This is a genomic window from Burkholderia arboris, from assembly GCF_038723655.1.
Taxonomy (GTDB): domain Bacteria; phylum Pseudomonadota; class Gammaproteobacteria; order Burkholderiales; family Burkholderiaceae; genus Burkholderia; species Burkholderia arboris.
In genome coordinates this window covers 105,178-126,956 of record NZ_CP109821.1, presented here as the reverse complement: position 1 = coordinate 126,956, position 21,779 = coordinate 105,178, and the positions used below count along the sequence as shown (strand labels likewise).

General features: G+C 63.8%; 20 protein-coding genes. 2 read left to right on the top strand and 18 right to left on the bottom strand.

Translation table 11 applies throughout. The features are described 5' to 3' along the window. Positions 1–288 precede the first annotated feature (288 nt). On the bottom strand, positions 289–1,383 hold the full coding sequence (hemE, locus tag OHZ10_RS00585; RefSeq protein ID WP_319002396.1) for a uroporphyrinogen decarboxylase: 1,095 nt from the start codon (positions 1,381–1,383) through the stop codon (positions 289–291). A 149-nt stretch (positions 1,384–1,532) separates the two neighbouring features. On the opposite strand from hemE, the gene OHZ10_RS00580 reads away from it, so the two are divergent. Beyond that, positions 1,533–2,333 (top strand): transporter substrate-binding domain-containing protein, encoded by an 801-nt coding sequence (locus tag OHZ10_RS00580; protein ID WP_342703337.1) that lies wholly within the window; start codon positions 1,533–1,535, stop codon positions 2,331–2,333. A gap of 279 nt (positions 2,334–2,612) precedes the next feature. After that, a complete protein-coding gene (locus tag OHZ10_RS00575) occupies positions 2,613–2,768 on the top strand; it encodes a hypothetical protein (protein WP_342703336.1) in 156 nt (51 codons plus the stop codon). Between the two features lie 286 nt (positions 2,769–3,054). Here OHZ10_RS00575 and OHZ10_RS00570 read toward each other — a convergent pair whose 3' ends face one another. From OHZ10_RS00570 to OHZ10_RS00490, 17 genes are all read right to left on the bottom strand, one after another. After that, positions 3,055–4,782 (bottom strand): AMP-binding protein, encoded by a 1,728-nt coding sequence (locus tag OHZ10_RS00570; RefSeq protein WP_342703335.1) that lies wholly within the window; start codon positions 4,780–4,782, stop codon positions 3,055–3,057. A 242-nt stretch (positions 4,783–5,024) separates the two neighbouring features. Further along, a complete protein-coding gene (locus tag OHZ10_RS00565; RefSeq protein ID WP_006477288.1) occupies positions 5,025–5,450 on the bottom strand; it encodes a F0F1 ATP synthase subunit epsilon in 426 nt (141 codons plus the stop codon). Positions 5,451–5,598: 148 nt separating this feature from the next. Further along, the gene (atpD, locus tag OHZ10_RS00560; RefSeq protein WP_006477287.1) at positions 5,599–6,993 is read right to left on the bottom strand and encodes a F0F1 ATP synthase subunit beta; all 1,395 of its coding nucleotides are present in this window, start codon (positions 6,991–6,993) and stop codon (positions 5,599–5,601) included. Positions 6,994–7,059: 66 nt separating this feature from the next. Beyond that, positions 7,060–7,935: a F0F1 ATP synthase subunit gamma gene (atpG, locus tag OHZ10_RS00555; RefSeq protein ID WP_059232795.1), complete on the bottom strand. Its 876-nt coding sequence runs from the start codon at positions 7,933–7,935 to the stop codon at positions 7,060–7,062. Positions 7,936–8,053: 118 nt separating this feature from the next. Continuing rightward, positions 8,054–9,595 carry a F0F1 ATP synthase subunit alpha gene (atpA, locus tag OHZ10_RS00550; protein WP_021160444.1) on the bottom strand — a complete coding sequence of 514 codons (1,542 nt, stop codon included), beginning with the start codon at positions 9,593–9,595 and terminating at the stop codon, positions 8,054–8,056. A gap of 44 nt (positions 9,596–9,639) precedes the next feature. Further along, a complete protein-coding gene (locus tag OHZ10_RS00545) occupies positions 9,640–10,179 on the bottom strand; it encodes a F0F1 ATP synthase subunit delta (protein WP_059232796.1) in 540 nt (179 codons plus the stop codon). A 2-nt stretch (positions 10,180–10,181) separates the two neighbouring features. Next, on the bottom strand, positions 10,182–10,652 hold the full coding sequence (locus tag OHZ10_RS00540; protein WP_006751767.1) for a F0F1 ATP synthase subunit B: 471 nt from the start codon (positions 10,650–10,652) through the stop codon (positions 10,182–10,184). A gap of 129 nt (positions 10,653–10,781) precedes the next feature. Beyond that, positions 10,782–11,051, bottom strand: coding sequence for a F0F1 ATP synthase subunit C (gene atpE, locus OHZ10_RS00535; RefSeq protein WP_006482730.1), 270 nt, complete (start codon positions 11,049–11,051; stop codon positions 10,782–10,784). Between the two features lie 75 nt (positions 11,052–11,126). Next, positions 11,127–11,978 (bottom strand): F0F1 ATP synthase subunit A, encoded by an 852-nt coding sequence (atpB, locus tag OHZ10_RS00530; RefSeq protein WP_011350522.1) that lies wholly within the window; start codon positions 11,976–11,978, stop codon positions 11,127–11,129. 109 nt (positions 11,979–12,087) lie between these two features. Then, positions 12,088–12,609: an ATP synthase subunit I gene (locus OHZ10_RS00525; protein WP_059236535.1), complete on the bottom strand. Its 522-nt coding sequence runs from the start codon at positions 12,607–12,609 to the stop codon at positions 12,088–12,090. Positions 12,610–13,177: 568 nt separating this feature from the next. Further along, positions 13,178–14,308, bottom strand: a complete 1,131-nt coding sequence (locus OHZ10_RS00520) for an SLC13 family permease (RefSeq protein WP_059232797.1) — start codon at positions 14,306–14,308, stop codon at positions 13,178–13,180. Between the two features lie 10 nt (positions 14,309–14,318). Next, positions 14,319–15,212: a ParB/RepB/Spo0J family partition protein gene (locus OHZ10_RS00515; RefSeq protein WP_342703331.1), complete on the bottom strand. Its 894-nt coding sequence runs from the start codon at positions 15,210–15,212 to the stop codon at positions 14,319–14,321. A gap of 31 nt (positions 15,213–15,243) precedes the next feature. Next, entirely contained in the window at positions 15,244–16,023 is a 780-nt protein-coding gene (locus OHZ10_RS00510; RefSeq protein ID WP_059232798.1) for a ParA family protein, read from the bottom strand. A gap of 51 nt (positions 16,024–16,074) precedes the next feature. Continuing rightward, positions 16,075–16,761: a 16S rRNA (guanine(527)-N(7))-methyltransferase RsmG gene (gene rsmG / locus OHZ10_RS00505; protein WP_059232799.1), complete on the bottom strand. Its 687-nt coding sequence runs from the start codon at positions 16,759–16,761 to the stop codon at positions 16,075–16,077. Further along, positions 16,758–18,728: a tRNA uridine-5-carboxymethylaminomethyl(34) synthesis enzyme MnmG gene (gene mnmG / locus OHZ10_RS00500; protein ID WP_340623681.1), complete on the bottom strand. Its 1,971-nt coding sequence runs from the start codon at positions 18,726–18,728 to the stop codon at positions 16,758–16,760. Before mnmG ends, rsmG begins: the two co-directional genes overlap by 4 nt. A gap of 507 nt (positions 18,729–19,235) precedes the next feature. After that, complete coding sequence (locus OHZ10_RS00495; RefSeq protein WP_096472134.1) at positions 19,236–19,991, bottom strand: ABC transporter ATP-binding protein; 756 nt, start codon at positions 19,989–19,991, stop codon at positions 19,236–19,238. Next, entirely contained in the window at positions 19,991–21,775 is a 1,785-nt protein-coding gene (locus OHZ10_RS00490) for an ABC transporter permease subunit (protein ID WP_174993437.1), read from the bottom strand. The genes OHZ10_RS00495 and OHZ10_RS00490 overlap by 1 nt, the downstream gene beginning before the upstream one ends. Positions 21,776–21,779 lie beyond the last annotated feature (4 nt).

Here is a 21,779-nt window from a genome sequence, read left to right as displayed (position 1 = left end):
AACTCGCCGCCCAATGGCCGCAACGCGCGCGGGGCCGTGCTTTCCGCTGTTTTTCGCCGCTTGCTGCAGCGCCCCGCGGAGCCTTATTCCATAAGGCTGCTATTCAAATTACCAAACCATAGCGAGACAATTTGACCGATACGGGGCTCTACCGCGCTGCAACGTGGAAAATGTGTATAAGTCAAGTCTTGACAAGCACCGAATCGGCAACCGGTGCGGGGTTGCGCCCTGTTTAGTGCGCGCAACGAAACGCTGTCACCCCGCAATGCAGCATGACAGCGCTTGCGTTCAGCCGGCGGCGCCGCTACGGATCGCGCGGCTGTGGCTATGTACTTCGTCGACGAGTTCGGCGACGTGATCGGGCGACGTGAACTGCGAGATGCCATGCCCGAGGTTGAATACGTGGCCCGGATGGTTGCCGTAGCTGTCGAGCACCGCACGCGCCTGTTCGCGCACCGCGGCCGGCGGCGCAAACAGGATCGTCGGGTCGAGGTTGCCCTGCAGCGCGACACTCCCGGCCACGCGCTCGCGCGCGGCGCCGAGGTTGACGGTCCAGTCGAGCCCGACCGCGTCGACGCCCGTCGCCGCGATCTCTTCGAGCCACAGCCCGCCGCCCTTCGTGAACGTGATCACCGGCACGCGCTCGCCGTCGTGCTCGCGCTTGAGCTGCGACACCACGCGGCGGATGTAGTCGAGCGAGAAGCGCTGGTACGCGCCGTCGGCCAGCGCGCCGCCCCACGTGTCGAAGATCATCACGGCCTGCGCGCCCGCTTCGATCTGCGCGTTCAGGTACGCCGCCACCGACTGCGCGTTCACGTCGAGGATCCGGTGCATCAGGTCGGGGCGCGAATACGCCATCGACTTCACCGTGCGGAAATCGTCCGACCCGCCGCCTTCGACCATGTAGCACGCGAGCGTCCACGGGCTGCCCGAAAAGCCGATCAGCGGCACGCGCTGGCGACCCTGGCCGTCGGTGAGTGCGCGGCGGATCTCGCGCACGGCGCCCGTCACGTAGCCGAGCGTCTCCTCGATGTCCGGCACCGCGAGCTTCGCGACGTCGGCCTCGGTGCGCACCGGATGCGCGAACTTCGGCCCTTCGCCGACCTGGAAATCGAGGCCGAGCCCCATCGCGTCCGGAATCGTCAGGATGTCCGAGAACAGGATCGCGGCGTCGAGCGGGAAGCGCTCGAGCGGCTGCAGCGTCACCTCGGTCGCGTAGTCGGGATTCTTCGCGAGACCGAGGAAGCTGCCGGCGCGCGCACGCGTCGCGTTGTATTCGGGCAGGTAGCGGCCGGCCTGGCGCATCAGCCAGATCGGCGTGTAGTCGGTCGGCTCGCGCAGAAGCGCACGCAGGAAGGTGTCGTTGAGCAGGTTATGGGCCACGGTAGGAGCGACGATGCGAAGGCAAAGCGGCATTTTACCGGACTGCCGCCCTCAGGCTGCGCATGCCGACGCGATGGCGGCCATATGACGCGCGCGATGGCTCCGTTATGATCGGACGCTCATATCGAACGAAACGAAGGAGGAGACCGATGAAGACACTCGCCACGCTCGCCGCGGCCGCGCTGCTCTGCTGCGCCACCGCGCACGCGCAGACCGCCGCGGGCGCCGCCACGGCCGCGCCGGGCGCCGGTTCGCGACTCGACGACGTGCTCGCACGCGGCACGCTGCGCGTGTGCACGACGGGCGACTACAAGCCGTATTCGTACTACCGCCCGGATAGCCGTTTCGAGGGCATCGACATCGACATGGCCGAATCGCTCGCGAAGTCGCTCGGCGTGAAAACCGACTTCGTGAAGACGAGCTGGCCGAACCTGACCGCCGATTTCGTCGCGAAATGTGACATCGCGGTGGGCGGCGTGTCGACGACGCTCGAGCGCCAGAAGCGCGTGTTCTTCACGCAGCCGTACGTCGTCGACGGCAAGACGCCGATCGTGCGCTGCGCGGACGCCGACAAGTACCAGACCATCGCACAGATCGACCGGCCCGAGACGCGTGTGATCGTGAATCCGGGCGGCACCAACGAGCGGTTCGCGAAGCAGTTCTTCACGCATGCGAACCTGACCGTCTATCCGGACAACGTGACGATCTTCAAGCAGATCCTCGCGGGCAAGGCCGACGTGATGGTGACGGATGCATCCGAGACGCAGCTGCAGCAAAAGCTGAATCCGGGGCTGTGCTCGGTGCATCCGGACAAGCCGTTCCAGTTCGGCGAGAAGGCGTACATGGTGCCGCGCGGCGATGTCGTGTTCCAGCAATACGTCGACCAGTGGCTCCATCTCGCGCTGTCGACCGGCGAATACCGGGCGATCTCGGACAAGTGGCTGAAGTAAGCAGGCCCGCGCGCGGCAGCCGATAACGGGCACCGACCCCGTGGCCGCCGCGGGCCGCAATCGTCACGCGACGGCTGCGTTTGCGCCGCCGTTACATCTCGCCATCGCGCCACCGCAGCCCGCAACCGGCTCCAGACCACCGAATCGGCCGATCGGCCGACTTCCGCGCAGTCCGATCACGTTTCAAAATCTTTCTGACGAATGAATCGCCATGCACGGTATCGGTCATGCCGCGCACTTTCTCGCGTGAAAATCGGCAATTCATCGCGCCCGATACGCATGAAAAACGCATCGCGCGCATACCCTGAAAACGCTGCGGAAAATATGAGTAAAAATGACCTTTTTCAGGATCCCGAAAACAGCAAAAAATCCCGGAAAGCCTTATCTGGCGGGCGTTACAACCTGAAACACTTTGTTACCGCGACGGGTCATTAATTCGCCCACAATGGCCTCAACGGTTTCAACACGGATGCGGTCTCGTGTGCCAAGTGTGAGCGGACGCGAAGCGCTGCGAGCCAGTCGGTCACGTACCGAAGCCCTTCCGAGGGGCATCCCTGTTGGAGTCGTTTCCGGCCCCCCGCCGGATCCGGTTTCATCTTTGGTCTCCTCGCGCTAACCCCGTAGCGTGTGGTTTTTAGCGGGCTAATAAGCCCGCTTTTTTTCGTCCATCGAAAGCGTAACGGCCCGCAGGCCGCCACGTTTTTCCCGCCGCAATGCCGCTTCAAGCGGTCTTCTGCACGTCGAGCTTCAGCTCCTCGATCATCCGGTCGCGCATCACGAACTTCTGCACCTTGCCCGTCACCGTCATCGGCAACTCGTCGACGAAGCGGATGTAGCGCGGAATCTTGTAGTGCGCGATCTGCCCGCTGCAAAACGCGCGCACGTCGTCTTCGGTCATCTGCTCGTCCGCGCGCAGCACGATCCACGCGCACAGCTCCTCGCCGTACTTCGCATCGGGCACGCCGAAGACCTGCGCACTCTGGATCTTCGGATGCCGGAACAGGAATTCCTCGATCTCGCGCGGATAGACGTTTTCGCCGCCGCGAATCACCATGTCCTTCAGGCGGCCGACGATGTTGCAGTAGCCGTCCGCATCGAGCGTCGCGAGGTCGCCGGTGTGCATCCAGCCGTCGACCAGCACCTCGCGCGTCTTCGCGTCGTCGTCCCAGTAGCCGAGCATCACCGAATAGCCCTTCGTGCACAGCTCGCCCGTCGCGCCGACCGGTGCGATGTCGCCGCTCGCATCGACGATCTTCACTTCCAGGTGCGGCTGGATGCGGCCGACCGTCGTCGTGCGCTTCTCGAGCGGATCGTCGGTCGAACTCTGGAACGACACGGGGCTCGTCTCCGTCATCCCGTACGCGATCGTGATCTCCGACAGATGCATCTGCGACACGACGCGCTTCATCGTCTCGATCGGGCACGGCGAACCGGCCATGATCCCGGTGCGCAGCGTCGACAGGTCGAACTTCGAAAACTCCGGATGATCGAGCTCCGCGATGAACATCGTCGGTACGCCGTGCAGCGCGGTGCAGCGCTCGCCGGCCACGGCCGCGAGCGTGGCGACCGGGTCGAACGCCTCGCCCGGGAACACCATCGCCGCGCCCTTCGACACGCACGCGAGCACGGCCAGCACCATCCCGAAGCAGTGATACAGCGGCACGGGAATGCACAGCGTGTCCTGCTCGGTGAAGCGCATCGCGGTCGCGATCGAGCGCCCGTTGTTGACGACGTTGCGGTGCGTGAGCGTCGCGCCCTTCGGGCTGCCCGTCGTGCCGCTCGTGAACTGGATGTTGATCGGGTCGTTGGCCGTGAGCGTCGCGCCGATCGCATCGAGCAACGCGGGATCGACCGCCTGGCGGCCGCGCGTCATCACGTCCGCGAAGCGGAACATGCCGGCCGGCGCGACGTCGCCCATCGACACGACCGTGCGCAGGCTCGGCACGCGTGCCGCATGCAGGTCGCCCGGCGTCGCGCCCGCCAGCTCCGGCGCGATGGTCTGCAGCATTTCGACGTAGGCCGACGACTTGAAGCGTTCGGCCGTGATCACGGCCTTGCAGCCGACCTTGTTCAGCGCGTATTCGAGCTCGGCGAGCCGGTAGGCCGGATTCAGGTTCACGAGCACCGCGCCGATCCGCGCGGTCGCGAACTGCGTGAGCAGCCATTCGCTGCGATTCGGCGACCAGATGCCGACGCGGTCGCCCTTCACGATGCCGAGCGCGGCCAGCCCGGCCGCGAGCACGTCGATCTCGTTCGCGAACTCGCGCCAGGTCCAGCGCACCTGCTGTTCGCGGAACACGACGGCCGGACGATCCGGAAAGCGGCCGGCCGTGTCGAGCAGGAACCGGCCGATCGTCGCTTCGGATAGCGGCACGTCGGTCGCGCCACGCACGTACGACAAGCCGTTCTCGGGCGCGATCAGCGCGCCCACGCCAAGGTCTGCTGCCATGAATGTCTCCGTCCTTTTTTGTCTGATCGGCCCGCGCGCGCCTGCTGCGCCCGCCTCCGCCGCCTGATCGCGACGGACAGCCTCACCGCGGATGATGCCGCGCTCCGCTGACGACACTCTGACATCAATTCGCGGCGGACGGATGAAATAGCACGACCGGACGCAATGATCCGGCCCGCAATCCGCAGACGAAAAAAAAGCAGCCCGAAGGCTGCTTTCTTTCGCGGGATACGCGGCGCGGCTTAGTGCCGGCTGCGGATCTTCGCCAGACGCTGGATCGCTTCGAGCTGCGCCATCGCGGTCGCGAGCTCGGATTGCGCCTTCGCGAGGTCGAGATCCGACTTCGCGTTCTGCAGCGTTTCCTCGGCACGCTTGCGCGCTTCCTCGGCTTTCGCCGCGTCGAGGTCCTTGCCGCGGATCGCGGTATCGGCGAGCACCGTCACGGCGCCCGGCTGCACTTCGAGAATGCCGCCCGCGACGAACACGAATTCGTCGTTGCCGCCCTCGACTTCGATGCGCACCGCACCCGGACGAATCCGCGTGATCAGCGGCGTGTGGCCCGGCAGAATACCCAGCTCACCCGTTTCGCCCGGCAGCGCGACGAATTTCGCCTCGCCCGAGAAGATCTGCTCTTCCGCGCTGACGACGTCTACTTTGATGGTTGCCATATGGACTCCTGTCGGCGGGAGTGAGTGCTTTGGCACTTGCTCCCGCCCCATGCCGCAGTTGGCAAGCGTTAGCGCTTCGGCGCTTACTCTTGCCCTGCGGCGGTCGACGGGAGCAAGCGCTTCAGCGCTTACTCCGATCCCGTGACCCTTACTGGATCTTCTTGGCCTTTTCGAAGGCTTCGTCGATCGTGCCGACCATGTAGAACGCCTGTTCCGGCAGGTGGTCGCACTCGCCGTCGACGATCATCTTGAAGCCGCGGATCGTTTCCTTCAGCGGCACGTACTTGCCCGGCGAGCCCGTGAACACTTCAGCAACGTGGAACGGCTGCGACAGGAAACGCTGGATCTTACGTGCGCGCGCGACCGACAGCTTGTCTTCCGGCGACAGTTCGTCCATGCCCAGAATCGCGATGATGTCGCGCAGTTCCTTGTAGCGCTGCAGCGTCTGCTGAACGCGACGGGTGATCGAGTAGTGCTCTTCGCCGATCACGTTCGGGTCGATCTGGCGCGACGTCGAGTCGAGCGGGTCGACCGCCGGGTAGATACCCAGCGAAGCGATGTCACGCGACAGAACGACGGTTGCGTCCAGGTGGCCGAAGGTCGTAGCCGGCGACGGGTCGGTCAAGTCATCCGCAGGGACGTACACGGCCTGAACCGACGTAATCGAGCCCTTCTTGGTCGACGTGATGCGCTCTTGCAGCTTGCCCATTTCTTCAGCCAGCGTCGGCTGATAGCCCACTGCCGACGGCATACGGCCGAGCAGTGCCGACACTTCGGTACCGGCCAGCGTGAAACGGTAGATGTTGTCGACGAAGAACAGCACGTCGAGGCCTTCGTCACGGAAGTGCTCGGCCATCGTCAGGCCGGTCAGCGCGACGCGCAGACGGTTGCCCGGCGGCTCGTTCATCTGGCCGTACACCAGCGCGACCTTGTCGAGGACGTTCGAGTCCTTCATTTCGTGATAGAAGTCGTTCCCTTCACGGGTACGCTCGCCCACGCCCGCGAACACGGAGTAACCGCCGTGTTCCTTCGCGATGTTGTTGATGAGCTCCATCATGTTGACGGTCTTGCCCACGCCAGCACCGCCGAACAGGCCAACCTTGCCGCCCTTTGCGAACGGGCAGATCAGGTCGATAACCTTGATACCCGTTTCGAGCAGTTCGGTCGACGGCGACAGTTCGTCGAACGCCGGAGCCTTCTGGTGGATCGAACGCGTCACATCGCTTTCGATCGGGCCCGCTTCATCGATCGGACGGCCGAGGACGTCCATGATCCGGCCGAGGGTCGGCTTGCCGACCGGCACCGAGATCGGCTTTGCCGTGTTCTTCACGGTCAGGCCGCGGCGCAGGCCGTCGGATGCACCCAGACAAATGGTACGGACCACGCCGTCGCCCAGCTGCTGCTGGACTTCGAGCGTCAGTTCCGAGCCATCGAGAATAAGCGCGTCGTAGATCTTCGGCATGCTGTCGCGCGGGAATTCCACGTCGATAACGGCGCCGATGCACTGTACGATCTTGCCTTCTACCAAAGCAGCAGTACTCATCGCTTTTCCTTTAAATACCTGATTCTTTACTCGCGCAAAGGCGCAGTTGTCGTCCCGGGCGCGCGCTTAAACAGCGGCTGCGCCGCCGACGATCTCCGACAGTTCTTTCGTGATCGCGGCCTGACGGCTCTTGTTGTACACGAGCTGCAGTTCGCTGATCACCGTCTTCGCGTTGTCGGACGCGGCCTTCATCGCGACCATGCGCGCCGATTGCTCGGACGCCATGTTTTCCGCGACGGCCTGGTACACCAGCGCCTCGACGTAACGCACGAGCAGTTCGTCGACGACTGCCTGCGCGTCCGGCTCGTAGATGTAGTCCCACGACGTGGCCGGCGTACCGTCATCGGCTTCGAAGTGTTCCGACGACAGCGGCAACAGCTGCTCGATCACGGCTTCCTGCTTCATCGTGTTGACGAAGCGCGTGTAAGCGATATAAACCGCCGACAGCTTGCCTTCCGAGTACAGATCGAGCTGCGTCTTCACGGCGCCGATCAGCTTGTCCAGATGCGGGGTGTCGCCGAGGTGCACGACCTGCGACAGCACCTTCGCGCCGAAGCGGTTCAGGAACCCGAGGCCCTTGCTACCGATCGCGGTGGCTTCGACCTTCTGGCCCTTCTCTTCCAGCTCCTTGAACTTCTGAATCGTCGCACGCAGCACGTTGGTGTTCAAACCGCCGCACAGACCCTTGTCCGTCGTGACGAGAATGATGCCGGCCGTGTTCGCGCCGTCGTTTGCCACCATGAACGGGTGGCGGTACTCCGGGTTCGCACGGCTCATGTGCGCGGCGATGGCACGGACCTTGTCTGCATACGGACGAGCGGCGCGCATGCGTTCCTGCGCGCGACGCATCTTCGATGCGGCCACCATCTCCATCGCCTTCGTGATCTTGCGCGTGTTCTGCACGCTCTTGATCTTGCCGCGAATTTCCTTCATTCCAGCCATAGCTTGCTCCTTTGCGCCCCGAGTTAGCGCTTTAGCGCTTACTCGGGGCTCATGCATCGCTCACCGAAGCGGCGCGGGCGCCTCAGCACCCGCGCGGCCTCAGTGTGTCACTCGCGGATCAATAGGCACCGGACTTCTTGAAGGATTCGATCGCCGAGCGCAGTGCGCCTTCGTCGTCCTTCGAGAGATCCTTGGTGTCTTCGATGCGCTTGATGAGGTCAGCGTGGCTGGTCTTCAGGTTTTCGCGCAGGCCCTTCTCGAACGACAGCACTTGCTTGACGTCGAGGTCGTCGAGGTAGCCGTTGTTCGCGGCGTACAGCGACACGGCCAGTTCCCAGACCTGCAGCGGCTGGTACTGCGGCTGCTTCAGCAGTTCCGTCACGCGGCGGCCGCGCTCGAGCTGCTTGCGGGTCGCTTCGTCGAGGTCCGATGCGAACTGCGCGAATGCGGCCAGTTCACGGTACTGCGCGAGGTCGGTACGGATACCGCCCGACAGCTTCTTCACGACCTTCGTCTGAGCGGCGCCACCGACTCGCGACACCGACACGCCGGCGTTGATTGCCGGGCGGATGCCTGCGTTGAACAGGTCGGTTTCCAGGAAGATCTGGCCGTCGGTAATCGAGATCACGTTCGTCGGAACGAACGCGGTCACGTCGCCAGCCTGCGTTTCGATGACCGGCAGTGCCGTCAGCGAACCGCTCTTGCCCTTCACTTCACCGTTCGTGAACTTCTCGACGTACTCTTCCGACACGCGAGCCGCACGCTCCAGCAGACGCGAGTGCAGATAGAACACGTCGCCCGGGTACGCTTCACGGCCCGGCGGGCGGCGCAGCAGCAGCGAGATCTGACGGTATGCCCAGGCTTGCTTGGTCAAGTCGTCATAAATGATCAGCGCGTCTTGGCCACGGTCGCGGAAGTATTCGCCCATCGTGCAGCCGGCGTACGGTGCGAGGTACTGCATCGCAGCCGAATCCGATGCCGAAGCAGCGACGACGATCGTGTATTCCATCGCGCCCGTTTCTTCGAGCTTGCGAACCACGTTCATGATCGACGAAGCCTTCTGGCCGATCGCGACGTAGATACAGATCAGGTCCTTGCCCTTCTGGTTGATGATCGCGTCGAGCGCCACTGCGGTCTTGCCGCACTGACGGTCGCCGATGATCAGCTCACGCTGGCCACGGCCGATCGGCACCATCGCGTCGATCGACTTGATGCCCGTCTGCACCGGCTGCGACACCGACTTACGCCAGATCACGCCCGGGGCGATCTTTTCGATCGCGTCGGTCAGCTTGGCGTTGACCGGGCCCTTGCCGTCGATCGGGTTGCCGAGCGCATCGACCACGCGGCCGACGAGTTCCGGACCAACCGGGACTTCGAGAATGCGGCCCGTCGTCTTGACGATGTCGCCTTCCGAGATGTGTTCGTATTCGCCGAGAATCACCGCGCCGACCGAGTCGCGCTCGAGGTTCAGCGCGAGACCGAACGTGTTGCCCGGAAACTCGAGCATTTCGCCCTGCATCACGTCCGACAGGCCGTGGATACGCACGATACCGTCGGTCACGGAGATCACGGTGCCCTGGTTGCGAACGTCTGCGCTCGCTTCAAGGCCCTGGATCCGGCTCTTGATCAGCTCGCTGATCTCAGAGGGATTGAGTTGCATTATTCGCTCCTGATAGTCAATTCTGTTGCGTGCCGGCGTGGCGCTCAGGCGGTCAAGGCAGCCTGCATCGATGCGAGGCGCGCGCGAACCGAGGTGTCGAGCACTTCGTCGCCGACCGTCACGCGCACGCCGCCGATCAGCGACGAATCGACTTCGACCGTCGGTTTCAGCTTGCGCTTGAACTTGCGTTCGAGGCCCGAGACGAGACTGTCGAGATCCGCGCCGTTCAGCGGGAACGCGCTCACGATCTCGGCGTCGGCTGCACCTTCACGTTCGTTCTTGAGCGCCTCGAACTGCTCGGCAATTTCCGGCAGCAGCGCGATGCGATGATTGTCGACCAGCATCTGCACGAAGTTCTTCGCTTCGGCGCCAGCCCCGAGCGGCGACTTCACCGCAGCAAGCAGCAACTCGGCTACTTGCGTGCGCGTCACCTTCGGGCTCGACGCGACCGACAGCACTTCCGGCAGACGCGCAACCTGGGCCAGCTCTTGCACGAGCGTGGACCAGGCGGCGATGTCACCGCCCTCGGCCACGCGGAACAGCGCTTCTGCGTAAGGGCGGGCGATGGTTGCAAGTTCGGCCATGATCAGAGCTCGGCTTTCAGTTGATTCAGCAGTTGGGCGTGGGCCGTTTGATCGACTTCGCGCTTCAGGATCTGCTCGGCGCCCTTCACGGCCAGCGAGGCGACTTCGCCACGCAGCGCTTCGCGCGCCTTCACGATTTGCTGTTCTGCTTCCGCCTTCGCCTGAGCGACGATGCGGGCGGCTTCAGCCTGGGCGTTGGCCTTGATTTCCTCGGCGACCGCCTGGGCACGCTTTTCGGCGTCGGCGATGCGCTGCTGGCCGTCATTGCGGGCCTGCGCGAGTTCCTGGTCCACGCGCTTGTGCGCTGCGTCGAGTTCCGCTTTGCCCTTCTCGGCGGCGGCGAGGCCGTCGGCGATCTTCTTCGAACGTTCGTCGAGGGCGTTGATCAACGGCGGCCACACGAATTTCATCGTGAACCACGCGAGGACCAGGAACACGACCATTTGCGCAAACAGAGTTGCGTTGAGATTCACGGTGTTTCCTTATCTGCTATTCCGGAAAAATGAAACGGTAAGGCGCTCATCGAGTTGCATTCGATCAGCGCCCCAAGTCTCCGTTCCGCCCTGCGCCGGCTTGCGCCGGACGCAAATTTCCGAGGAACCTTAGCCTGCGAGCTTCGACAGGAGCGGGTTCGCGAACGCGAACAGCATTGCGACACCAACGCCGATCAGGAATGCAGCGTCGATCAGACCAGCCAGCAGGAACATCTTCGTTTGCAGCGGGTTGATGAGTTCCGGCTGACGTGCGCAGGCTTCGATGTACTTGCCACCCATCAGCGCGATACCGATACAGGCGCCGATTGCACCCAGGCCGATGATGATGCCGATACCGATGGCGGTCAGACCCTGGATGTTGGCGATGTAAGCTTGCATGATCACTCCTTTGTGAAAAGACTTGGAACTGAGATTTAAAAAACTAAAACGGAAACTCTTTCTTGCACGCCGCGCTTAGTGCTTGTCGTGCGCCTGGCCGAGATACACCAGCGTCAGCATCATGAAAATGAATGCCTGCAACAGAACAATCAGGATGTGGAAGATTGCCCAGACGCTACCCGCGATCACGTGACCAACGAAGCCGAGGAACGTTGCGTCGCCACCGAAGCTCCACATGCTGCCGAGCAGGGCGATCAACAGGAACAACAGCTCACCCGCGTACATGTTGCCGAACAGCCGCATACCGAGAGAGACGGTCTTCGCGAGATATTCGACAATGTTGAGCGCGAGGTTCGGGATCCACAGCAGCGGGTGTGCGCCGAACGGTGCCGACAGCAGCTCGTGCACGAAGCCGCCCGCACCCTTGATCTTGATGCTGTAGTAGATCATCAGGACGAACACGCCGAGCGCGATGCCGAGCGTGCCGTTCAGGTCGGCCGTCGGAACGATGCGATGGTGGGAAATCACGTCCGACAGACCGAGCAGGCCGATCACGCGGCCCGGCAGGTCGACCGGGAGAAAGTCGAGGGAGTTCATCAGCGCAACCCACACGAACACCGTGAGGGCGAGCGGCGCGATGAAGGTACGATTGCCGTGGACGATGGCCTTCGACTGGTCTTCGACCATTTCGACGAGCATCTCGATTGCGCACTGGAAACGGCCCGGCACGCCCGACGTCGCCTTGCGGGCGGCCAGACGCAGCACGAGGATCGTCACGATGCCGCACACGATCGACCAGAACAGCGTGTCGAGATTCCAGACGTGGATGTCGAAAATCGACGTCTGATGCGAGGTGGAGAAATTCTGCAAGTGGTGCGCAATGTACTCGGACGGATCCGGACCGCGCGTGCCTTCGCTAGCTGCCATATCGTTAATGCCACCCAAATTGTCGAAAATCGTTTTGCCTGTTCCGCAACACGCTATTGCGGGAACGGGCCGGTGCGGTTCGTTGTCGAAACCGCACGCTGCTTGTTCTTTACCGCCAGGCCAGCGCGATCCAGTACGTCTTCAGCACGACGAGGTACGTGACGAGGAACGGCACCCAGTGCACGCCGGCCCAGCCGAACGCCACTGCGGTGAACATCCCGATCGTCAGAGCGAGTTTCAGGGCTTCGCCCATCACCCAGCTCATCACGGTGGCCGAGCCACCTGCCTTCAGTCGTGCCACGAATACCGCACTGGGCACCCAGCCAATCGCTCCGCCCAGAAACGCGGATTGCGCAGCGGCGCCCGGCGACTTCGAAAACAGCCACCACGCCAGCGTTGCAACCAGGGACAGGGCCACTTGCGCGAACACCACCTTGTAGGGGGTCACGCGCGAGGGCTTGCTCACGTTCGGACCGAACAGCCTCTCGGCTTCCGTCCGTGTAAGCGGAACGATGTTGTTATCTTGCTGCTCGACATCCCAGTCGTCGGATTCGCGCCACTCGCCGGCCGCCGAAGCGGGGCGTTGCGTGCGCTGATCATCGTGCCTGTCGTCCGGCGCCTGACCCGCCATCGCAATCTTCCGCAAAGTCCTTGAACCCGACCCCAAGCTTTCTGAAAGCTTTCAGGGGTGCCTAGCTAACAAATCCGGGCGATTGTAAGCGATAGTTGCAAGTGATTCAAGGCTTTAGACGCGACAAAAACCTGCGTAAAACGACGCCTCATCATGTGAAAAAACGCGCGATTCGACGACGTACGACGACAGTTGTAAGGTCGGTTTCTTGCACCGGTATTTCTTGCACGAAAAAAGTCCGGCGATGGGGAAATGGCGGGGAAACGATGCCCGATACGGGCCCGCAAGAGGTGGCACGATCGCTGCGGGGAACGTGCAGTGAAACAGTCGCCCGGAATGACTCGGCGCGACGGCCCGGAACACACGAAACGCTGTGGCCGGTCGACCGCGCGCCACGCGCGAATTTCGACCGGATGCTCGTGCATCGATACGTCCAATCAGTTGTCGCGCCGCCACAGAAGTTCGACTGTGGGTTGCGGGACTTATCAACAACCTCTAATCACCCCGAACGCTGTGCGCCCTGCCCGCCAATCCGGCGGTACGCCTGTGCCACACGCACCGGCCTCGCTCAACCGTGCGCGAGCAGCCACGCGCCGAGCGCCCCGCTCGCGAGCGCGAACGGAATCGACACCAGATGAAACGGCAGCCACATGCGCGGCTCCTTCGCGAGACGCACCGCGATCAGGTTCGCGAGCGAGCCGATCGCGAAACCGAAGCCGCCGACCGATACGCCGAATGCCAGCGCACGCCAGTCGTGCGTGAATTCCGACAGCAGGATCGCGGCCGGCACATTGCTGATCGCCTGTGACAGTAGCGCGCCGGCGGCATAGACGCGCAGCGGCGAATCGAGTTGCGCATTCGCAATCGTGTCGTGCACGACGGGCAGCGCAGCCGCGGTGCGCAGCACGACGAACATCAGTACGAAGATCAGCAACAGCAGCCAGTCGATCTTTAGGACTGCATTGCGTTTGACGGCGAGCAGCACGATGGCGACGCCGACGAGGCCCGGCAGCGGATGGTGCGCATCCGCGAGCAGCACGAACGCGGCGAACAGTACCGCCGCGATCAGCGCATGCATGCGCTGTACGGGCAATGCGACGGCATCGCCGGACAGGTCGAGCGGCTTCGCGCGAAACAGGCATGCGGTCAGCACGAGCAGCAACGCCATCAGCGCAAGCGCGAGCGGCCCGAGCGTGACCACGAAGCGGCCGAACGACACGCCGCTCAATTGCCACAGGAAAAGATTCTGGGGATTGCCGAGCGGTGTCGCGACGGACCCCGCGTTGACGGCCAGCGCGACGACGATCACGAGGCGCCGGAACGGCAACGGTGTCAGAGCACGCAGCGACACCATCAACGGCACGACGACGAACAGCGCGACGTCGTTGGTGAGCCACATCGACAGCACCGCGGCGAACCCGACCAGCAGCATCGCGAGCCCGCGTTCGGAATGCACGTGATGGACGATACGGTGGGCGAGCCACATCAGGCAGCCGGACAACTCGAGCGCCTTGGTCAGCATCAGCAGGCCCGCGAGCGTCGCGACGGTCTGCCAGTCGACGCGACCGGCGAGTATCGCAAATGGTTGCGGACGCACCCATTGCAGCACGATCAGGCCAAGCGCAAGCACCGACAGAACCGGTTCCTGCGCAAGCCATCCGAGCCAACGGCGCGGCGCAGGTGCGCCCGTCTCCTCCATCGGCAACCTGTTACTCTTCGGTCGCGACGTTGCCGCGCAGCCGCACGAGGATGCCCTCGAGCGCGTCGAGATTGCCGAAGTCGATCAACACCTGCCCACGCCCACGGCGGCCGAGCTTGATCTTCACCGTCGACGCGAGCAGGTCGGACAACTCCTCCTCGAGACGGCGCGTATCGCGGCCGCCATCGTCTTTCGCGCGCGCCTTCACGGTCGGCGCTTCCTTCGTCGTATGCGACACCAGCTTCTCGGTCTCGCGTACCGACATGCGCTTGTTGACGACCTGATGCGCGAGCGTGATCTGCGTCGCCGCATCGACGGCGAGCAGCGCGCGCGCGTGCCCCATGTCGAGATCGCCGGCCAGCAGCATCGTCTGCACCGGCGACGCGAGGTTCAGCAGACGCAGCAGGTTCGACACTGCACTGCGCGAACGGCCGACCGATTCAGCCGCCTGTTCGTGCGTGAAACCGAACTCGTCGAGCAGACGCTGGATACCGTGTGCTTCTTCAAGCGGATTCAGATCCTCGCGCTGGATGTTCTCGATCAGCGCCATTGCGGCGGCAGCCTGATCGGACACGTCCTTCACGAGTACCGGCACTTCATCGAGGCCGGCCAGGCGCGCCGCGCGGAAACGCCGCTCACCTGCGATGATTTCGTATTTGTCTGGCGAAATGGGCCGTACCAGGATCGGCTGCATCACGCCCTGTGCGCGGATGCTTGCCGCGAGCTCCTGCAGGCTGCCCTCGTCCATCCGCGTCCGCGGCTGGTACTTGCCGGCCTGCAGTTTGCCGAGCGCGAGCGTGTTCGGCGCCCCTTCGATCTTCACCGCTTCGGTGATATCGGCACTGCCGCCGAGCAGCGCTTCGAGGCCACGTCCCAAGCCCTTCTTCTTTGGTACCGCGTTCATGTCTTTCTTCCTCGCTTCGCTCATGTCCGGCTCACGACACCTCGAACGCGCGCACGCGTTCGATCATCTCGGCACCGAACTGGAGATAGGCCTGCGCACCGCGCGAGCTGCGGTCGAACACGACGCCCGGCAACCCGTAACTCGGCGCTTCCGCCAGGCGCACGTTGCGCGGAATCACCGCGTCGAACACCTTGTCGCCGAAGTGCGCTTTCAGTTGATCGGAAACTTGCTGCTGCAGCGTGATGCGCGGATCGAACATCACGCGCAGCAAGCCGATGATCTTCAGGTCGCGGTTCATGTTCGCGTGAACCTGCTTGATCGTGTTGACGAGGTCCGACAACCCTTCCAGCGCGAAGTACTCGCACTGCATCGGGATCACGACACCATGCGCCGCGCACAGCCCGTTCAGCGTCAGCAGCGACAGCGTCGGCGGGCAATCGATCAGCACGAAATCGTAGTCGTCGGCCACGTGCTCGAGCGCGGCCTTCAGCCGGCGTTCGCGGTTGTCGATGCTGATCAGTTCGATCTCGGCACCGGACAGCTCGCGGTTCGCAGGCAGCACGTCATAGGTGACGCCGTCCGGGCGGATGCGCGCGTCGGTCACCGACACACCGTCCACCAGCACTTCGTACACGGTCGCTTCGCAGGAGGCCTTGTCGATCCCGCTGCCCATCGTCGCATTGCCCTGCGGGTCGAGATCGATCAGCAGGACTCGTTGCTCCTGCGCTGCAAGGCTTGCGGCGAGATTGACCGATGTCGTCGTCTTGCCGACGCCCCCCTTCTGGTTCGCAACGCAGAAGATCTTTGCCATCGTTGGTGTGTTCCCTTTACCTTCAAACAAACGGCACGCTACCGCGTGCCTTCAAATCGCGTCGTCGACGGCCACTTCGAACAGATGCCGTTCGGCATCGAGCAGCGGCACCGCCAGCCGTATCGTCTGCTTCACGCGGCTGCCTTCCGGCAAGCGCGCAATTTCGTCATCCGGATGGACGCCCTTCATTGCCCAGATCGATCCGCCCGGCGCAACCAGATGTCGAGCAAGTTTAACGAAGTCGGATAGATCCGCGAAAGCGCGGGATACGATCATGTCGAATTTTTCCGGCACTTCGACACCCGGCTGCAGCGATTCGACTCGGCCGGTGACCACCGACAGGTTCGCCAGCTTCAGCTCCGCACGCATCTGCGTCTGGAATGCAGACTTCTTCTGCACGATATCGTTCAGCGTGACCTGCCAGTCCGGCTCGACGATTGCCAGCACGATACCGGGCAGCCCGCCGCCCGAGCCGACGTCAAGCACGCGTGCCGATGCACGGCCGCGCAGATGCGGGACGATCGAAAGCGAATCGAGGATGTGCTGGATCAGCATCTGCTTCGGGTCGCGGATCGCGGTCAGGTTGTAGACCGCGTTCCACTTGCCGAGCAGCGCGACGTAGTCGAGCAGCTGGTTGCGTTGTGCATCCGTCAGCGTGAGGCCAAGCGCCGTCGTGCCTTCGACGAGCATCTGTTCCAGTACGTCCCGATTAACCGCCGGCGCGCGACGCGCCGTCATTGTTGCGTCGGGACGGTACCGTCCCCCTGCTCCGTTGCCTCGGCGGCCGTGCCGTTACGACGGCCGAGGCCGCGGCGCTTCAGGTGCACCATCAACAGCGAGATCGCCGCCGGCGTGACGCCCGAGATGCGCGACGCCTGCCCGATCGTTTCCGGCCGGAACTCGTTCAGCTTCTGGCTCACTTCGAACGACAGCCCACGCACTTCGCGGTAATCGATGCCATCCGGCAAACGCGTGTTTTCGTTCGCGTCGTTGCGTTCGATCTCGGATGCCTGGCGCTCGATATAGCCCTGATACTTGATGCCGATCTCGACCTGCTCCTTGATCTGCTCGAGCAGCACCGGATCGTCGGCCAGCGGCTCCGCAGGGCCGCATTCGCCACCCTTCAGGCCGCACACGCCGTCGTAGCTGATGCCCGGGCGGCGCAGCAGCTCGGCGAGGCTGTACTCGTGATCGATCGCCTTGCCCAGCAGCGCAGTCGCCTCTTCCGGCGGCAGCGTCTTCGGCGTGACCCACGTCGACTTCAGGCGTTCGGTTTCACGTGAAACAGCGTCGCGCTTCCGGCTGAATGCATCCCAGCGGGCGTCGTCGACGAGACCCAGTTCGCGGCCGACCTCGGTCAGACGCATGTCGGCATTATCTTCACGCAGGCTCAGCCGATATTCGGCGCGGCTCGTGAACATCCGGTACGGCTCGGCCACCCCGCGCGTCACGAGATCGTCGACCAGCACGCCCAGGTAAGCCTGGTCACGGCGCGGGCACCATGCGTCCTTCTCCTGCACGTAGCGGCCTGCATTCAGGCCGGCCAGCAGGCCCTGTGCGGCCGCCTCTTCGTAGCCGGTCGTGCCGTTGATCTGGCCCGCAAAGAACAGCCCGTTGATCGCCTTCGTCTCGAGCGACGCCTTCAGCGCGCGTGGGTCGAAGTAGTCGTACTCGATCGCATAGCCGGGGCGAAGGATGTGCGCGTTCTCGAGGCCGCGCATCGAGTGCACGAGATCGAGCTGGACGTCGAACGGCAGGCTCGTCGAGATTCCGTTCGGGTAGAACTCGTTGGTCGTCAGCCCTTCCGGCTCGAGGAAGATCTGGTGCGATTCCTTCGATGCGAACCGATGGATCTTGTCCTCGATCGACGGGCAATAGCGCGGGCCAACGCCTTCGATCACGCCTGTATACATAGGCGAACGGTCGAGACCGCCGCGAATGATGTCGTGCGTGCGCTCGTTCGTGTGCGTGACCCAGCACGGCAGTTGCTGCGGATGCTGCTCCGCGCGGCCCAGGAACGAGAACACGGGGATCGGATCGAGGTCGCCCGGCTGCTCGTCGAGCTTCGAGAAATCGATCGTCCGGCCGTCGATACGCGGCGGCGTACCCGTCTTCAGGCGGCCCTGCGGCAGCTTCAGCTCCTTCAGGCGCGACGATAGCGACACGGCCGCCGGATCGCCTGCACGGCCGCCCGTGTAGTTGTTCAGGCCCACGTGGATCTTGCCGTCGAGGAACGTGCCGGCGGTCAGCACGACTGCACGGGAGCGGAAACGGATGCCGATCTGCGTGACGGCGCCCACTACGCGGTCGCCTTCGACCATCAGGTCGTCGACGGCCTGCTGGAACAGCCACAGGTTCGGCTGGTTCTCGAGCCGGTGGCGGATCGCCGCCTTGTACAGGATGCGGTCAGCCTGCGCGCGCGTCGCCCGCACGGCCGGACCCTTCGACGAATTGAGGATCCGGAACTGAATGCCGCTCTCGTCCGTCGCGGCGGCCATTGCGCCGCCCAGCGCGTCGACTTCCTTGACCAGATGGCCCTTGCCAATGCCGCCGATCGACGGATTGCAGCTCATCTGCCCGAGCGTTTCGATGTTGTGGGTCAGCAGCAGCGTCTTCGCGCCCATACGGGCGGACGCCAGCGCGGCTTCCGTGCCGGCATGACCGCCACCGACGACGATGACGTCAAATTCTGTGGGAAAAAGCATGGTGGATTCCGCACGCAGAGCTGCGCACGAACCTATCAGAGAAATGTATGGGCCGAATTATAGCGGGTTCGCTTTTCACCCGAATGCCGTCCGAATGGTAGGGTCTGTGCATTTCGTCGATTTTTGGCTGTGAACAGGTGAATCCAGGGTGTCGGACCCGCTCTGGCAATGGCTGTGGACGGTACACCGTACATCGTTGTGTCCGTGCAAAAACTTGGCCACGACGAGCACATAACCCGATCGATATCTGTGACCCGCGAGACAAAACAGACGCGGCACGCTGTGCCCACCCTCCTCCTCACAGCATTTCTGCCGGTTGCCCCAATACTTGTCCACTGCGGTTCCACGCATCGCCGGTCTGTGGAGCGAACCGCCCCCGCACAGGACTTGAGACTATTCCCCCGCCACTTATCCCCCGACCGTGTGCCATCGAAACCTCGCCCACAAACAAAAACGGCGTGTTTCACGTGAAACACGCCGCCCGTTTCCCGCCAACTACCCAAGCCATCAAGCCGTCTTCTTCGCCAACCCCAGGTACGTTTCGATCACACGCGGGTTCTGCGCAAGCTCGGCAGCCGGCCCTTCCAGCGCAAACTCACCGGTCTCCAGCACATAACCGTAGTCCGAGATCTGCAATGCCGCCCGCGCGTTCTGCTCGATCAGCAGCGTCGCCACGCCCGTCCCGCGCAACGCGCTGATGATATGAAAAATCTCCTTCACGATCAGCGGCGCCAGCCCGAGGCTCGGTTCGTCGAGCATCAGCAGATCGGGCTTACCCATCAGCGCACGGCCGACCGCGAGCATCTGCCGCTCGCCGCCGGACAGCGTGCCGGCTGCCTGCTTGCGGCGCTCCTTCAGCCGCGGGAACAGCGCGAACACGTGATCGAGCTGGTCGAGGAAGTTCGATTCGCCAGCCTGCTTGCGGCGATACGCACCCAGCACGAGGTTGTCCTCGACCGTCATCGTGCTGAACAGCTCACGCTTTTCCGGCACGAGGCACATCCCGCGCGCGACACGCTGCTCGACCGGCAACGCGCCGACGTCGTTGCCGCGATACACGACCGCGCCCGACGCATGCCCTGTTACCGGCAATGCACCCATGATCGCGTTCAGCAGCGTCGACTTGCCGGCACCGTTCGGGCCGATCACGCTGACAATCTGCCCCGCACCGACCTTGATCGCCGCGCCGTGCAGCGCCTCCACCTTCCCGTACCGGACCGCCAGCCCGCGCACTTCGAGAATCGGCATCGTCGTGTCCGTCATCACTCCACCCCGCCCAGATACGCTTCGAGCACCGCCGGGTCCTGCTGCACATCCTGCGGCAGCCCTTCCGCGATCCGCGTGCCGAACTCCATCACCACCAGCCGGTCGGTGAGATTCATCACGAAATCCATGTCATGTTCCACGAGCAACACGCTCATGCCTTCGGCCTTCAACCGTCGCAGCAGGTCGGCGAGTTGCTGCTTCTCCTGGTAGCGCAGCCCGGCCGCCGGTTCGTCGAGCAGCAGCAGCGTCGGATCGCAGCACAGCGCGCGTGCGATTTCGAGAATCCGCTGCTGGCCGAGCGCGAGGCTGCCCGCTTCGTCGTACATGTGCTTCTCGAGCCCCACGCGGCGGATCTGGCGTGCGGCTTCAGCCAGCAGTTGCGCTTCCTCATGCGCATTGAGCCGCGCGATGCTGCGCCACACGCCCGTATGGCCGCGCAGATGCGCACCGATCGCGACGTTCTCGAGCACCGTCATCGCCGGCAGCAACTTCACGTGCTGGAACGTACGGCCGATGCCGCGGCGAACGATCTGGCGCGACGTGAGCCCGTCGATACGCTCGCCACGGAACGTGATCGTGCCGCCCGTCGGCTTCAGCACGCCCGTCACGAGGTTGAACGTGGTCGACTTGCCAGCGCCGTTAGGGCCGATCAGTCCGATGATCTGCCCCGCTTTCACGTCGAAGCTGACGTCGTTGACGGCGACGAGCCCGCCGAACTGCTTGCGTGCGTTGTCGACGACGAGCAGCGGCTCGCCGGCCGCCGGCTTCGCACGCTGCGGCAGCGGATCGGCCTGCTCGGGCACGTGGGCACGCGGCCCGCGCGGGAACAGCCTCGCAACGAACGGCCACACGCCCTGGCGCGCGTACTGCAGCAGCAGCACCATCAGCACGCCGAACACGATGATCTCGAAGTTGCCTTCCGAACCGAGCAGCTTCGGCAGCAGCGTCTGCAGGTAGTCCTGCAGCACGGTGAGAATCGCCGCACCGAGCACCGCGCCCCACACGTGCGACACGCCACCCACCACGGCCATGAACAGGAATTCGATCCCGTGGTTCAGGCCGAACGGGGTCGGGTTCACCGCACGCTGCAAGTGCGCGTACAGGAAGCCCGACACGGCGGCCAGCACCGCTGCGTAGACGAAGATCACCACGCGCATCCACGCGGTGTTCACGCCCATCGCCTCGGCCATCACGCCGCCGCCGCGCAGTGCGCGGATCGCGCGCCCCGGGCGGCTGTTCAGCAGGTTCTGCACCGACACGATCGCGGCCAGCACCACGGCCCAGATCAGGAAGTACAGGCTGCGGCCGCTTTCGAGCGTGATGCCGAACAGGTTCAGCGCCGGAATCCCGTTGATCCCGTCGTACTTGCCGAGCAGTTCGAGGTTGCCGAACAGGTAGAACAACGCGAGGCCCCACGCGATCGTGCCGAGCGGCAGGAAGTGCCCGGACAGCCGCATCGTGACCGCGCCCAGCACGAGCGCGACGAGCGCCGTCAGCACGACGCCGACGATCAGCGCGAGCCACGGCGACACGCCATAGCGCGTCGTCAGGAACGCGGTTGCATACGCGCCGATACCGACGAACGCGGCCTGCCCGAAGCTCGTCATCCCGCCGACGCCCGTCAGCAGCACGAGCCCGATCGCGACGATCGCATAGAGGCCGATGTAGTTCAGCAGCGTAATCCAGTACTCGGGCACCTGCAGCGCGCCGGGCAGTACCGGCAACGCGAACAGCACCACGAGAAACACCCAGAAGGTCTTGTTGCGTACCATCGTCTTCATCGCG

What these genes read in the sequence shown, in the direction of transcription:
- OHZ10_RS00580 (WP_342703337.1), top strand. Translation starts at nt 1,533, where the DNA reads ATGAAGACACTCGCCACGCTCGCCGCGGCCGCGCTGCTCTGCTGCGCC.
- OHZ10_RS00575 (WP_342703336.1), top strand. Translation starts at nt 2,613, where the DNA reads ATGAAAAACGCATCGCGCGCATACCCTGAAAACGCTGCGGAAAATATG.
- OHZ10_RS00570 (WP_342703335.1), bottom strand. Translation starts at nt 4,782, where the DNA reads ATGGCAGCAGACCTTGGCGTGGGCGCGCTGATCGCGCCCGAGAACGGC.
- OHZ10_RS00565 (WP_006477288.1), bottom strand. Translation starts at nt 5,450, where the DNA reads ATGGCAACCATCAAAGTAGACGTCGTCAGCGCGGAAGAGCAGATCTTC.
- atpD (WP_006477287.1), bottom strand. Translation starts at nt 6,993, where the DNA reads ATGAGTACTGCTGCTTTGGTAGAAGGCAAGATCGTACAGTGCATCGGC.
- atpG (WP_059232795.1), bottom strand. Translation starts at nt 7,935, where the DNA reads ATGGCTGGAATGAAGGAAATTCGCGGCAAGATCAAGAGCGTGCAGAAC.
- atpA (WP_021160444.1), bottom strand. Translation starts at nt 9,595, where the DNA reads ATGCAACTCAATCCCTCTGAGATCAGCGAGCTGATCAAGAGCCGGATC.
- OHZ10_RS00545 (WP_059232796.1), bottom strand. Translation starts at nt 10,179, where the DNA reads ATGGCCGAACTTGCAACCATCGCCCGCCCTTACGCAGAAGCGCTGTTC.
- atpE (WP_006482730.1), bottom strand. Translation starts at nt 11,051, where the DNA reads ATGCAAGCTTACATCGCCAACATCCAGGGTCTGACCGCCATCGGTATC.
- atpB (WP_011350522.1), bottom strand. Translation starts at nt 11,978, where the DNA reads ATGGCAGCTAGCGAAGGCACGCGCGGTCCGGATCCGTCCGAGTACATT.
- OHZ10_RS00525 (WP_059236535.1), bottom strand. Translation starts at nt 12,609, where the DNA reads ATGGCGGGTCAGGCGCCGGACGACAGGCACGATGATCAGCGCACGCAA.
- OHZ10_RS00520 (WP_059232797.1), bottom strand. Translation starts at nt 14,308, where the DNA reads ATGGAGGAGACGGGCGCACCTGCGCCGCGCCGTTGGCTCGGATGGCTT.
- OHZ10_RS00515 (WP_342703331.1), bottom strand. Translation starts at nt 15,212, where the DNA reads ATGAACGCGGTACCAAAGAAGAAGGGCTTGGGACGTGGCCTCGAAGCG.
- OHZ10_RS00510 (WP_059232798.1), bottom strand. Translation starts at nt 16,023, where the DNA reads ATGGCAAAGATCTTCTGCGTTGCGAACCAGAAGGGGGGCGTCGGCAAG.
- rsmG (WP_059232799.1), bottom strand. Translation starts at nt 16,761, where the DNA reads ATGACGGCGCGTCGCGCGCCGGCGGTTAATCGGGACGTACTGGAACAG.
- mnmG (WP_340623681.1), bottom strand. Translation starts at nt 18,728, where the DNA reads ATGCTTTTTCCCACAGAATTTGACGTCATCGTCGTCGGTGGCGGTCAT.
- OHZ10_RS00495 (WP_096472134.1), bottom strand. Translation starts at nt 19,991, where the DNA reads ATGACGGACACGACGATGCCGATTCTCGAAGTGCGCGGGCTGGCGGTC.
- OHZ10_RS00490 (WP_174993437.1), bottom strand. Translation starts at nt 21,775, where the DNA reads ATGAAGACGATGGTACGCAACAAGACCTTCTGGGTGTTTCTCGTGGTG.